11 protein-coding genes are annotated in these 13,381 nt (G+C 51.7%); 5 read left to right on the top strand and 6 right to left on the bottom strand.

The window, feature by feature from the left end:
• Positions 1–4: 4 nt before the first annotated feature.
• Positions 5–1,411: an MATE family efflux transporter gene (locus G477_RS0110575; protein WP_026697924.1), complete on the top strand. Its 1,407-nt coding sequence runs from the start codon at positions 5–7 to the stop codon at positions 1,409–1,411.
• Positions 1,412–1,816: 405 nt separating this feature from the next.
• On the opposite strand, the gene G477_RS0110565 is transcribed toward G477_RS0110575, so the two are convergent.
• The 3 genes from G477_RS0110565 to G477_RS0110555 form a co-directional block, all read right to left on the bottom strand.
• Positions 1,817–2,449 (bottom strand): class I SAM-dependent methyltransferase, encoded by a 633-nt coding sequence (locus G477_RS0110565; protein ID WP_026697922.1) that lies wholly within the window; start codon positions 2,447–2,449, stop codon positions 1,817–1,819.
• A gap of 86 nt (positions 2,450–2,535) precedes the next feature.
• Complete coding sequence (locus G477_RS0110560) at positions 2,536–2,961, bottom strand: universal stress protein (RefSeq protein WP_026697921.1); 426 nt, start codon at positions 2,959–2,961, stop codon at positions 2,536–2,538.
• 10 nt (positions 2,962–2,971) lie between these two features.
• Complete coding sequence (locus tag G477_RS0110555; RefSeq protein WP_026697920.1) at positions 2,972–4,435, bottom strand: SulP family inorganic anion transporter; 1,464 nt, start codon at positions 4,433–4,435, stop codon at positions 2,972–2,974.
• Between the two features lie 511 nt (positions 4,436–4,946).
• Between G477_RS0110555 and G477_RS0110550 the strand changes: the two genes are divergently transcribed.
• Complete coding sequence (locus G477_RS0110550) at positions 4,947–5,747, top strand: HAD family hydrolase (protein WP_026697919.1); 801 nt, start codon at positions 4,947–4,949, stop codon at positions 5,745–5,747.
• Positions 5,748–5,867: 120 nt separating this feature from the next.
• The gene (locus tag G477_RS0110545; protein WP_026697918.1) at positions 5,868–6,323 is read left to right on the top strand and encodes a hypothetical protein; all 456 of its coding nucleotides are present in this window, start codon (positions 5,868–5,870) and stop codon (positions 6,321–6,323) included.
• A 380-nt stretch (positions 6,324–6,703) separates the two neighbouring features.
• Here G477_RS0110545 and G477_RS0110540 read toward each other — a convergent pair whose 3' ends face one another.
• Together G477_RS0110540 and G477_RS0110535 are read right to left on the bottom strand one after the other, a co-directional pair.
• On the bottom strand, positions 6,704–7,138 hold the full coding sequence (locus tag G477_RS0110540; RefSeq protein WP_026697917.1) for an ATP-binding protein: 435 nt from the start codon (positions 7,136–7,138) through the stop codon (positions 6,704–6,706).
• A gap of 112 nt (positions 7,139–7,250) precedes the next feature.
• Complete coding sequence (locus tag G477_RS0110535) at positions 7,251–8,603, bottom strand: methyl-accepting chemotaxis protein (RefSeq protein WP_026697916.1); 1,353 nt, start codon at positions 8,601–8,603, stop codon at positions 7,251–7,253.
• Between the two features lie 179 nt (positions 8,604–8,782).
• On the opposite strand from G477_RS0110535, the gene G477_RS0110530 reads away from it, so the two are divergent.
• The gene (locus G477_RS0110530) at positions 8,783–9,772 is read left to right on the top strand and encodes a LacI family DNA-binding transcriptional regulator (protein ID WP_026697915.1); all 990 of its coding nucleotides are present in this window, start codon (positions 8,783–8,785) and stop codon (positions 9,770–9,772) included.
• A 120-nt stretch (positions 9,773–9,892) separates the two neighbouring features.
• Complete coding sequence (locus G477_RS0110525; RefSeq protein WP_026697914.1) at positions 9,893–11,263, top strand: sucrose-specific PTS transporter subunit IIBC; 1,371 nt, start codon at positions 9,893–9,895, stop codon at positions 11,261–11,263.
• A 178-nt stretch (positions 11,264–11,441) separates the two neighbouring features.
• Here G477_RS0110525 and G477_RS0110520 read toward each other — a convergent pair whose 3' ends face one another.
• A complete protein-coding gene (locus G477_RS0110520) occupies positions 11,442–13,265 on the bottom strand; it encodes a BCCT family transporter (RefSeq protein WP_026697913.1) in 1,824 nt (607 codons plus the stop codon).
• Positions 13,266–13,381: the final 116 nt, after the last annotated feature.

Here is a 13,381-nt window from a genome sequence, read left to right as displayed (position 1 = left end):
GCCGATGACGCAGAAAGAACAAAGCAGCAGACTGGGGGACGAACCGATTCCGAAGCTGCTGCGGCGGTTGTCGATTCCTGCTATCATCGGGATGCTCGTCATGTCTCTGTATAATGTCGTGGATACCATATTTATTTCTATCTTTGTCGGCATCGATGGTGTAGCGGCGGTTACCCTTGCTTTTCCCATCATGATTATCATGATGGCCCTTGCGGCAGCGCTTGGCATGGGGGGTGCTTCGGTCATTTCCCGCCGGCTCGGGGAACAGCGTCAGCAGGAAGCGAACCGCGTATTCAGCAACATTATCACGATGGTGCTTGTCTTCAGCATGCTCGGGATTGCTGCGTCATTCACGCTGCTTGAACCGGCACTGCGCATTTTTGGTGCGCAGGAGAGCATTCTCACCCTCGCTCATTCGTATATTTTTCCAATCACGATGGCAACGCTCTTTTTCACCTTTTCGTTTACGACGAATGCGATCATCCGCTCCGAAGGAAATGCCCGGTTTGCGATGATGACGATGATTATCCCATCCGTGATGAATATTCTGCTCGACCCGGTCTTCATTGTCTGGCTGGACATGGGCGTGCAGGGAGCGTCGATCGCGACGGTCATTTCCCAGGCCTCTGTGTCCTTTATTGTGCTCTACTACTTCCTGGCCGGGAGGAGTTCGCTGTTCATCCGGCTGTCTGAGATGATGCCGGAGTGGCGTATCGTCAAGGAAGTGTTCACCATCGGGATGCCTGCCTTTGTACGGCAGGTATCCGGAAGTGTCATGATGGTCGCCATTAATGCGATGCTGGTCCAGTACGGGGGCGAATTCTATGTCGGGGTGTTCGGGATCGTCCAGCGCGTGGCGATGATTACATTGATGCCGATGATGGGGATTCTCCAGGGGATGCAGCCGATCGTCGGCTACAACTACGGCTCCGGTCAGTATGCGCGCATGCGCGAAACGATCAAACTCGGATTGAAAGTCGTTACGGTGTTTTCTACAGGCGTCTTCCTTCTCTGCATGATTTTCCCTTCCTGGCTGATGCGGGTCTTCACATCGGATCCGGCGGTCATTGATGCCGGCACGGATGCGATGAGAATTATTTTTGCCGTTGCGTTTGTCATCGGCATTCAAGTCATCAGCGGGGGACTGTATCAAGCGCTCGGCAAGGCCAAACCGGCCCTGGTGCTTTCGATGGCCCGGCAGGTGTTATTCCTGATTCCGCTCGTATTGATCCTTCCGCCTTTCATCGGCGTGTGGGGCGTCTGGCTGGCATTCCCGCTTGCGGACGTTCTTGCGCTCGCTCTTTCCTGCTGGTTCCTGTACCGTGATCGCGCGTTGTTCTTCCGAAGACAGCCAGGGGAAGATGAGGCGGAGCCAGAGGAGGGAGTGGATTATCCTGCTTCCTCTCCTTAGAGCAGGGGAAAGATGATTCTCCTTTGCCTGCAACCCTTGCTCAGTAACAACATCCTGCATCGCTTAAGAGACGCAGGCCATCAAAAAAGAGACGCTCCCAAATGGGGAGCGTCTTCTTTTCGAAGTATATGAATGTATAAGTTTTCATTAAGGGGGGGACGGCGGCTTCATGCGCTGCACGGGAAGAAACAAAACGTTTTCTTCTCTCAAAAAGCTTGCAGCGACGATGCACGCCATTCCGACCAAAAGGCGCCTTGCGCTTTTGTTCACGAGGAAAGCCGAAGCGGAACCCGTGGCATGCGGGTTAGTAGGAGGCTGGAAGCTAAGCAGGGGACCAAAGCAAGCTGATCACCTCCGCGGCGGTCTCCACCGGGACGCTGGGCGCGTACTTTAGAGAAAGAAGAGTTATGTTTTCTTGGTGGCTGCAGCGATGCCGATCGGGTAGCGGAAGCCGGGGATTTTCTCGTTTACAATACTGACTCCGTTTTGATAAAAAAAGCGGAGAGAATCCCAAGTATCATGTGTCGCATCGAACAGGTGGAGGAATTCTTCTTCCGTCATTTGAAAATAATGAAAAGGAGAATGAGAAGCTGCCTCTCTGCCGGCACCGAAAGGAGTAGAGAGAAGCAGCGTGCCGCCAGGTGCAGTCAGCTTCATCAGCTGCTCGAGAGCAAACTGATCGTCCGGCACGTGTTCGATGGTTTCAAAGGACAAAACGGTATCAAACGTCCCCAAGGTCTCCGGCAGGGCAGGATCCAGCAGATCGCCGTACTGGTACGCCACCTGAGGGTGATAATATTTCCCCCGGGCATACTGAAGGGCATCCTCATCGATGTCGGCTCCGATCGCCGTAACGCCTTCTTTCTTTCGAGCTTTTGCCACCAGTTTTGTCCCATAGCCGGAGCCGCAGGCGATATCCAGCACGCGGCCCTTTGCGAAAGGAAGAGCAAAGTAATAGCGTGCCAGGTGTTCGAGCCACATGCCGTTATCATCTTTCATTTTCTCAGGAATGACGCGTTCCCCATTATCCTCTAACATAGTAACCTCCTTTTGAACATGCGCTTCAACTTAGAAAAAAACCAACCCCGGCCGACTCAGGTTCGGTGGGGTTGGTACGCCGATGGTTACTTGACCATCATGACAGGGGCTTTTACATACTTCATTACTTTATGGCTGACACTGCCGAGAACCATCGTCTGGACGGCGCTCAGGCCGCGGCTGCCGAGGACGAGCGTATCGTAGCCTCCCTCGTTGGCATGAGCAATGATGGCTTCCGCAATGCCGTCTTTCCCATGAAGGACGGTTGTTTCGACCGGAATCGATTTTTCTTTTATCATTTTTTCGTATTCCTGAAGCATCTTCGTTCGTTTTCTGGATGCACTATCCGAATCTCCATAATGAAGGACGTCGGATTTAGACTTATTACCAGGAACGACGTAAAGGATTTCGATTGCAGCATCCGGCGTCAGCTCAGCAAGGGCAATCGCTTTTTCTGTTGCCCGGTAGCTGTGATCTGATCCATCAATGGCGAGGAGAATATTTTTGTACATACAGCACTCCTTAATGTCCGGAGGCTTTGCTCAAGCCGCCGATTTTATCCATGAGTTTCGTACTCTCTTTATTCATTCCTGTGATAGCAACTTCTATATGGCGCTGCTCAAACTTATGCTCCGTCTTGTCTATCGCACCGACTGCAGAATCATCCCAGAGGTGGGCGTTCGACAAATCGATGGTTACTTTTTGCACATCAGCATCAAAATTGATTTGATCGAGGTAGTCTTCCACGGAAGCGAAGAACAGCTGTCCATGCACTTCGTACGTCATAGCATTGGTTTTCATGTCAAAGTGCTCTTCGACTTTCACTTTGGAAATCTTCCAGGCAAAGAAGAGGGCACTCATGATTATACCGGCAAAAACACCGATCGACAAGTCGTGCGTGTACACGACGACAGAAACGACGGTAATCATAACCGCAGCGTCCGATCGTGGAATCCGGTGGATGTTCATCAGCGAAGACCAGTCGAACGTACCGATCGAGACCATAATCATGATACCGGCAAGAGCGGCCATTGGTATTTGTACAACGACTCCCTGCAGCGTGATAATCATGCCTAGCAGAACAATACCTGCTGTCAGCGAGGAGAGTCTGCCGGTTGCCCCGGACTTGACGTTAATGACGGACTGTCCAATCATGGCACACCCGGCCATACCGCCGAAGAAGCCGGTCGTTACGTTGGCGATGCCTTGACCGCGGCTTTCTTTGTTTTTATCACTCTCGGTATCGGTCATGTCGTCTACGATATTTTGAGTCAGCAGAGATTCCAGAATACCGACGACTGCCAGCGCGAGAGAATAAGGGAAAATAATCGCAAGCGTGTCCAGATTCAGTGGAATGTCAGGAATGAGGAAGATAGGAAGTGTACTCGGCAGTGTGCCCATGTCCCCTACGGTTCTCACACCGAAATTCATGAAAATAGCGAGTGCCGTCACAACGACGATCGCGACGAGCGTCGATGGGATAGCTCTCGTGAAACGAGGCAGAATATAAATGATCGCCAAGGTAAGCGCAACGAGGGAATACATCACCCATGTCTCACCGACAAAATGCTGGAGCTGCGAAGTGAAGATCAAAATCGCCAGGGCGTTAACAAAGCCGATCATGACCGACCTGGGTACGAGCTTCATGAAAACTGACAGACGGAATACGCCGAATAATATCTGCAGCACCCCTGTCAGAATCGTTGCGGCAAGCAGGTACTCCAGGCCGTGCTCAGCAACGAGCGTGACCATCAGTAATGCCATCGCCCCCGTAGCACCGGAAATCATACCAGGTCGACCGCCGATAAAGGCGATCACAATGGAGATACAAAAACTTGCGTACAAACCAACCATCGGATCTACTCCAGCAATGATCGAGAAGGCGATTGCCTCAGGAATGAGCGCAAGCGCCACTACAATACCTGCAAGAACATCCCCTTTCACATTACTAAACCATTCCGTTTTTACTTTTTCCAACGTTGTCAATCGTTGCACCTCTTTCGTTAAATTAGTATCTCTCCCCCAACATACCGCCGGCAGGCCCGGGCGTCGGTCCGGTCCCCAGAGCGGAATAAGCAGAAAAGAAGTGAGAGGCTCCGTGAGTCTCTCGTCCGTATAGAACAATCGAATTGTAACAGAATAAACATACAAGTCAAATCAGCATGTAAGCGACTATCATCCGCTTTATTCTGTTCATATCTCTTTTTTTCTCTGTTACAGGCATGCATTTCTTTTTGTGAAAGAAGTGTGATGTTTTTCATTTCCAGAATACTTCGTCATTGGGCCTTTCGATGCTTCGGCATCTGGCTGTGAGAAGAAAAGAAGAGGGCTAGTATTAAAGAAGAGAAAAGAAAGGTAGATGGATCCGGGCATCGTGTGTGACCGACTGTGCACGGTCTTCACAAACTCCCTACAAAATATTTACCTCTTCTTGACTTTTTCATCAAACATACCTGCTACAGTGAGAATAGAACACAGGAAAAAAGGAGGCTGAACGATGAAGATACGAGCACTATTTTTAGATATGGATGGCACCCTGCTTCAGGAGAATAATACCATCAGTCCATCCGCAAAGCGGGCTGTACGTCAGCTCGTAGACAGCGGGGTGTACGTCTTTCTTGCGACAGGACGTCATCTGGATATTACCCTTCCCTACCATTCAGAACTTGGATTGAAAACACCGTTAATCTGCCTGAATGGTGCAGCAGTGTATGACCCAATGACGCTCGACCCTTTGATCATGCGGACCATCCAGCCTGACAAGATGCTGCACGAGAAGCTGTTACAGTCGAATCCGAGAAACCTCGTGATCCATGCAGAAGAAGGACTGCGCTGCCTGCATGAAGACGACATGATACGGGAGTGGACAAGGGAAGGCGGCCGGCCGCCGGTGTATGCCGGTCCGGATGTACTGAATGGTCCGTCGCGTATTCTCAAATACAGCCTGCGCTCCGATGCCTTCATCCACCTGCCCCAGCGGATGTATAAGTACCGGTGTGATTTCATCCGCTGGACAGATGGATTCGAGCTGGTGCCGAAACAAGTATCGAAATGGACTGCGGTGCAGTATATGATGCAGTGTTACGGATTCCGGCGGAGTCAGACAGCGGCCTTCGGGGATGGACCGAACGATGTCGAGATGCTCCGCGGCGTGGGCATAGGAACGGCCATGGAGAATGCCTCCGTGGATGTGAAGCAGGCGGCGGATGGCACCGCCCCGCGGTTCGATGAAGATGGTCTGGCCCGTTATATGGAAACGATGTGGCTGAACACGACGATGTCTGCAGAAAAAGCATGACCTCTATCTATAAACGGGTGATGCTTTCGTAAAACATGATGAAGCTGCTCCTTACACACTTTACCAGTCTGCTTCAGGGCGGGTATAATAGTGGAGAAGTGTTGAAAGGAGCTGCTGATCATGACGTATTGGAAGCACACGCTATGGATTGCGCTCTCCCTTTTTTCCCTGCAGAACTGCGGGGAACCGGATGAATTCGGTCAGGCTGAGCTGACGGTGGATCCAGTTTTTACTGGGAATACTCTCGTCGTAACCCCGCTGGTTACGCACGTGGGTGAAGATGACTTTGCGGTCCGCTATGAAGGTGGTATTGCGACGATTGTGTCGATCACCGATGCAGAGGGAGAAACCGTATACACAGAAGAAGAAGAACAAGACTCGGATCAGGAAACGGTGATGCAGGAAGGGGACCAGCTGGAAGGCATGAGTGTCGAGGTGGCAGATGCAGAACCTGGACAGTATACCATTGAGGCAGAGGCATCTTTCCATGTAGTGACCCGCTCCGGAGATCAGGAGCTGCTGCAGCCTTATGAACATTCGCTCACGCAGCAGATTGAGGTGCAGGCTGGAGGATAGGCGTCCACCGAGGTCGGGTCTTGAGAGCGTTCCCGTACTCTGATAAGAGGCTGCATCAAGGTTCTCATCCGCGATGGGTGTCGGCCTCGAGTCAGGCAAGCGATTATCATTGGAAGGATCAATCCTTTTGATACAGAAAGCCCTCACCAAAAGATGGTAAGGGCTTTTTTCTATTCTGGCATCACGGGCGTGTATACGTTCTTATACAGGTTGAAGGCGTAGCCGGCTGCTCGGGAAGCAGGAAGAACCCATGCTTCCCTCAAAGAACCTGCGGTACGCGCCGTTCCGATCAAAAGGCGCTTTGTGCTTTTGTCCCAGCCTCACTGCTTGTATATGGACATACCGGAATGTACAGGCTTTCCGGAAAGCGGCAGTGGTGGTCAGTCGTTTTCCGAAGGACAGTGTTTTACGAGAAGCACGTCGTTCCCGTCCCGATTGAAAAACAGTCGGTCGGAGCACTCATACATGAGCAGAATGCCTCGACCGCCTTCTTCATGCAGGCCGGCCACGATGGTTTCTTCTTTGCTTTGCTTTAATGCACACAGTCGTGGTTTATAATCAAAGCCGGGTCCCGGGTCGCGGATGCGAAGCGTCAGTTTCCCTTCCTGGCGGGTCAAGCGAATGTGGACACCGACGCTTGCCACTGCCGTATCTGGAGGATACGTCACACTGTTCAGCACTGCTTCACCAGCAGCGACATCAAACAATCTGGCATCTTCGCCCATATAATGCTTGATAAGATCCCGGATTTCTTTGTTGACGATGCGGCTGTCCGTAGTATCGCTGCTGAACAGCTGCCATGTGGTCGTTGTCATGCTGGAAGCCTGCCTTTCTTGTTAGGTGGTAAGAATGTCTACGTGCTATCGAGGGAGACGGTGCCGCACGCTGTTCCGATCCAAAGACGCTCCGGAATCAAGGCGGGGGTGTTCAGCTCGTTCTGGAAGCCGATCTCGTATCAAAAATTTTCACCGAGGTGGTTAAATCTCCCGCCAAATGGGTTAGTTTCTCCGTGTCGACAGCAATCGTTTCCAACGTTTCGTTCGTTTCCGACGCTGCTGTAGACACGTGTTCCGCCTGTTTTTCGGTCTGTTCCACAAACGTGCCAAGCTGGTCGATCAGGGAAATGATTTTATCTGATGTGGCGACTTCTTCCGCGGTGACCTCCCGGATGTCACTCATGTCTGTGGCTGTCTGCTGCACCGAGGCGAAGATCGTATCGAATATACGGGAGGCGAACTCAATGTTTTCTACGCCGGCAGCGGCGGAATGATCGTTTTTCTCCATCGCTTCCACCGCGAGGGTGGTCGTTTTCGTGATTTCATTAATAATGGAAGTCACATGCTCTGCTTCGTTGGATGTCTGTTCCGCAAGTTTCCGGACTTCATCTGCAACGACGGCGAACCCTTTGCCGGATTCTCCCGCACGGGCTGCTTCGATTGCTGCATTGAGGGCGAGCAGGTTTGTCTGTTCAGAAATCTGGGTGATCGTATCGACAATCGAATGAATCTGCTTGGAGTAGTCGTCCAGTGACGAGACGAACGTTTTCGTTTCGGAGGCTTCCTCACGCATCTGGTGGATACTGTCGGTGATCGTACTCATCTGTGCTCGCCCGTTTTCTGCTTCCTCCAGCGTCGCAGCAGCGGTCTTCTCCGATTCGCCAGCTTTTTCTTTTGCAATCTGGATGAGGGAAGACAGCTCCAGGAGGGCCTGGGATACTCCTTCAATCGCCTGATTACCTGATTTTGCCTGCGTCAGCATCATCTCGGCACTCTGATACACTTCCGAAGAGCTGGTGTTGATCTCTTCAACGGCGGCAGCATTCCGCTCTGAAGCTTCCGCGACACTGCCTGCCGACTCGCGTACGGTGCCGATCACGTCCTCCAGGGAATGATTCAGCTTGTTGAAGGCTCCGCCGAGCTGTCCGATTTCATCTTTTTTGTCAATCTTCACCCGCTGGTCCAGGCGGATTCTGTTCTCTTCCTGCATAGACTGGATGGTCTGGTTCATGGCCTGGACAGGCTGAATGACCATCCGTCTCAATCCGTAGGAAAGGATCAGCACGATGATCAGCGTATTGATGATAAGCGTAAAGTACGTCTGAAGGATGCTGTTAATGCCGTCACCGAGAAATTCTGTAACGCCGCTGTCGAAAACGAGGAACTGTATGTAGGAGATAGGGGCTCCGAGCAGCAGACTTAATAAGGTAGCGCCGATGATCAGAAGTGTCATTTTTCGTCGAATCGTATTCACTTTATTCGTACTTGTGCCATTTTTACTCATAGTTCCCTCCAGAGCAATGCTTTAGATTTAGGTATAAAGATATATGTACTATCATAACGTAAAGCTGGTACATTTGCGACTATAATCCAACGTACGGGCTAAATTAGACGGAAAGATATACGTCTTTCATGTGCGTAGAACCGGATACGTGATAAAATATGGCAGGAGGTGATACGCAGATGGTAACAATCAACGACATTGCTGCCAGAGCAGGCGTTTCACGTACGACGGTCTCCCGTTACTTGAACCAGTCAGGGTATGTCAGCTCGGAAGCTGCAGCAGCGATTCAGGAGGCGGTATCGTCTACTGGATACCGCCCGAGTGAACAGGCGAAAGCCCTTCGTCTGCAGCGTACGAACGTCATCGGCGTGGTGCTTCCCCGGATCAATACGGAAACGACAAGCAGAATCATTGATGGGCTGCATCACGTGCTGGAAGAAGAAGGGTATCAAATGCTTTTGACCAGCTCTAACCTGGATATGGAAAAAGAAATCCGGCAGCTGGAGCTGCTCGAAAGCAGGCGGGTGGACGGTATTATTCTGTCGGCGACAAACCGAAGTGAGAAGCTGCAGGAGACGATCGAGCGGCTCCGTGTGCCTGTCGTTGCCGTCGGGCAGGATATACATGGTGTGTCCTCGGTCTTTTATGATGACTACGGGGCAGCGTCTGCGTTGATGGACTGCTTTATGCGTGCCGGTTATCGTAAAATCGGCTTTATCGGCGTTCCGGAATCCGACTATTCCGTCGGTGTCATGCGCAAGCAGGCGTATCTCGATAAGATGGAGGCTGCAGGACAGATCATTGCCCCCACCTGGATGCAGACGGCTGATTTCGATTCCCAGTCCGGCGAGAAAGCGGCAGAGGCGATGCTTGAGGGAGACGATATTCCGACGGGTATCCTCGCTGTCACCGACCGGCTTGCCGCGGGGGCCGTGAACATCTTCCGCCGTCGATACCAGATCCCGGATGACGTAGCTGCGGCGGGAATGGGGGCAACCGAGATGTCGGCGTACATGACACCCGCATTGACGACGGTAGATTACCAGTATGAAACAGCTGGAGAAAACGCTGCCAATATTCTGCTGCGGGAGATCTGGTCCGGTCATAGAAAAATTGAAAAATCGCAGATGACGTATAGACTTATATCCAGAGATAGTTTAAGATGTTAATGGAATCGATTACACAACGTTACAGTCCGTCGTGAGCCGGATCAAACATCCGGCTGCACACTTGTTTTTTTCTATGTGGAATCGATCACACATCCGCATGCCATGAAAGGAGAATCGATGATGTCGCAGGAATATCAGGATATTGCCAAAGAGCTCGTCGACGCTGTCGGCGGGGAAGAGAACATTGATTCCGCTGCCCACTGTGCCACGAGACTGCGGCTTATGGTCAAAGACAAAGAAAAGATTGACCAGGAGCGCGTCGAAGAGATCAGCAAAGTAAAAGGGGCCTTCTACAACTCGGGTCAGTACCAGATTATTTTCGGTACCGGCACAGTCAACCGTGTCCATGAACAGCTCGTGAACATCGGTGTATCAGAGTCAACCAAATCGGAACAGAAAGAGGAAACGAAGAAACAGGGCAACGCCATTCAGCGGCTGCTTCGTACGTTCGGAGATATTTTCGTTCCGATCATTCCGGTCCTCGTTGCAACAGGTTTGTTCATGGGATTCCGGGGCCTTCTCGTCGAGCTCGGCGTTCCGATTCCGGATGACTTCCTCCTGTTTACAGAAGTCTTGACGGATACGGCCTTTGCGTTTCTTCCGGCACTGATTGCATGGTCTGCCTTCCGGGTGTTCGGAGGAAGTCCGGTCATCGGTATTGTGCTCGGGTTGATGCTCGTCAATCCAGCTCTTCCGAACGCCTATGAAGTCGGGGAAGGCGCAGCCGATCCGATTCTCTTCTTCGGATTCATTCCGGTAATTGGGTATCAAGGTTCAGTACTGCCTGCCTTTATTGCCGGGTACCTTGGTGCGAAGCTGGAACGGTGGCTCCGCCAGCGTATTCCAGAAGCACTCGATCTGATTCTGACGCCGTTCCTGACGCTCTTAATCATGATTACAGCAGCACTGTTTGTTGTCGGGCCGATTTTCTCTGCTGTCGAAGCCGGCATCATGGGCGGAGCGAATTTCGTTCTGGATCTTCCGCTTGGTATCAGCGGGCTGCTCGTCGGTGGTCTTCACCAGGTTATCGTCATCACGGGCGTGCATCACATTTTCAACCTGTTTGAGATCCAGCTGCTTGCAGCTGATGGATTCAACCCGTTCAATCCGCTGATCACAGCTGGTATTGCGGCGCAGGGTGGTGCTGCACTGGCTGTCGGTTTGAAGACGAAGAACAAAAAGCTGCGTACGCTGGCACTGCCTTCTTCGCTTTCTGCGTTCCTAGGAATTACCGAGCCGGCCATTTTCGGTGTCAATCTGCGCTTCGTGAAGCCGTTCCTGATGGGGCTTGTCGGTGGTGCAGCAGGTGGTTTTATCGCTGCCATTACGAACCTGCAGGCAACCGGTATGGCTATCACGGTAATACCGGGTGTTCTCCTCTACACGCACTCGATCATGGAGCTGTTCATTTATATTCTCGTCAACATCACGGCCATTGCCGTCGCGTTTGTTCTGACGTGGATGTTCGGCTATAACGATGAAATGCAGTAAACGATCATCTCTCCCCGCATCACGACGTCCGGCCTTTCTTCACGCAGGAAAGGCAGGGCGAAGCAGACAAATAGAGACCGCGTAAAAAGTCTTTTGAACAACGATGAGAACGAGCCGGCGATCGCAGTGATCACCGGCTCGTTCTGCTGTCCGCGTGTTTCCGGAAAGGAAGGAGGGATCAGCGTTTCTCGTCTTGATCCTGCTCCTTTTCTTCCTGGAGATCTTCTTTCAAATCTTCATAAAGCTTGTCCTTCAATTCTTCGTACGCTTCTTCTTTCACTTCCTCGTACATATCTTCTTTGACCTGTTCATACACTTCCTCCCGGAGGTCTTTGTACATATCCTTTTTCAGTTCGGCACGGACATCCTCTTTGATGTCATCACGGATGTCGTCCCGCATGTCGTCGCGGACGTCATCATACACATTTTTCTTCATCCCGCCGTATACTTCCTGCTTCACCTGGTTCCGCTCTTTCTTGCGCTGCTTTAATTTATCCAGACGGATATCTTTCCCCATCATGATGAGGAGCGAGAAGAGCATGACGACCATGATGATCGCAAACGGCAGGGCAGCGACAATGGAAGCCGTCTGCAGTCCCTCCAGACCGCCGGAAGCAAGGAGAACCGAGGCCGTTCCGGCAATGAGAAATCCCCAGATAATCTTGACGATCAGCTTCGGATTCAGACTGCCGCTGCTGGTCATGGCCCCGAGCACGTAAGAAGCGGAGTCGGCCGACGTGATGAAGAAAATCACGATCAGCAGAATCGCCAGAGAACTGGTAATCATCGCAAGAGGCATTTCCCCAAGCATGGCAAACAGGGCGAGCTCCTCGTTTTCCATGACAAGATCCCCAATGACTTCATTGCCCCCGAGAATCTGGCTGAGAGCGGTGCCCCCGAACGTCGTAAACCATAGTGCCGCAAGCACGGACGGAACGAGCAGGACACCGGCGACAAATTCGCGGATGGTCCGTCCCCTGGAGATCCGTGCAATAAATATTCCCATGAACGGTGCCCAGGAGATATGCCATGCCCAGAAGAAAATCGTATTGTTTCCGAGCCATTCGCCGTCACCAAACGGGTCGAGATCGAGGCTCATCGTCATCACGTTCGACATATACCCGCCGATGGTTGTGACGAAATTCTGGGCGATAAAGAGCGTGGGCCCGATGATAATCACAAACAGCAGGAGGATCGCTGCTATCGTGAGGTTGATCGTACTGAGAATCCGGATCCCTTTGTTAACGCCGGTAGCTGCTGAAAAGATGAACAAAATCGTCACGACGGCGATGATGATACTCTGGGTGACGGGGGTGTTGTTGACGCCGTCGATTAAGTAGGATAACCCGCCTGAAATCTGTAAGGCGCTCAGGCCGAATGTTGTGGCGACTCCTGTGGAGGTGGCGAGCACCGCCAGGGTGTCGATACTTTTTCCAAAGGCGCCGTAAGCTTTGTCTCCAATCAGCGGCTGGAATGCCGAGCTGATCAGAGCAGGCTGATCTTTGCGAAACTGCACATATGCCAGCGTGAGTGCTACGAGCGAAAAGATAGCCCATGGATGAAGTGCCCAGTGGAAAACGCCGTAGCGGAGCCCTGCTGTTGCACGCGTGCCTTCCCCTGCATCCACATAGTCAGGGTGAGGGTCAAAAAAGTACAGTACTGGTTCGGCAACGCCCCAGAACACAAAACCGACACCGATGCCGGCTGAAAACAGCATGCCGAGCCAAGTGAAGAAGCGGTACTCTGGTTTCTCATCCGGTTTTCCGAGTTTTAACTTTCCGAATGGACTGACAGCTAAGAATAAAATAAAGGCAATAAAAAAAGCTGTCGCCAGCATATAGAACCAGCCGAAGTTATTAAGCGTAAATCCGAGTCCGGTATTCGAGGCTGACTCCAATGAATCCGGGCTGAAGAACCCCCAGAGAACAAATGCCAGCACAATAGGTGCAGCAATGTAAAACACGATATTCGGTTTTTTCGTTTCGTATTCGAATTTCCCCATCCAATTCCTCCTTTTTGGAAGGCTTTGTTATCGTTTATTGTTGATAATGACAGAAAACTCCGCTGCAGCTCGGCAGGCTTGCCGTGGAGGACATCTCCAGCTTCCTCGGTCTTACG

It is taken from the genome of Alkalicoccus chagannorensis DSM 18086 (assembly GCF_000429725.1).
In the GTDB taxonomy this organism is placed as follows: Bacteria; Bacillota; Bacilli; order Bacillales; family Salisediminibacteriaceae; genus Alkalicoccus; species Alkalicoccus chagannorensis.
The sequence above is the reverse complement of the archived record's forward strand: the minus strand, read 5'-3'. Positions and strand labels throughout refer to the sequence as shown.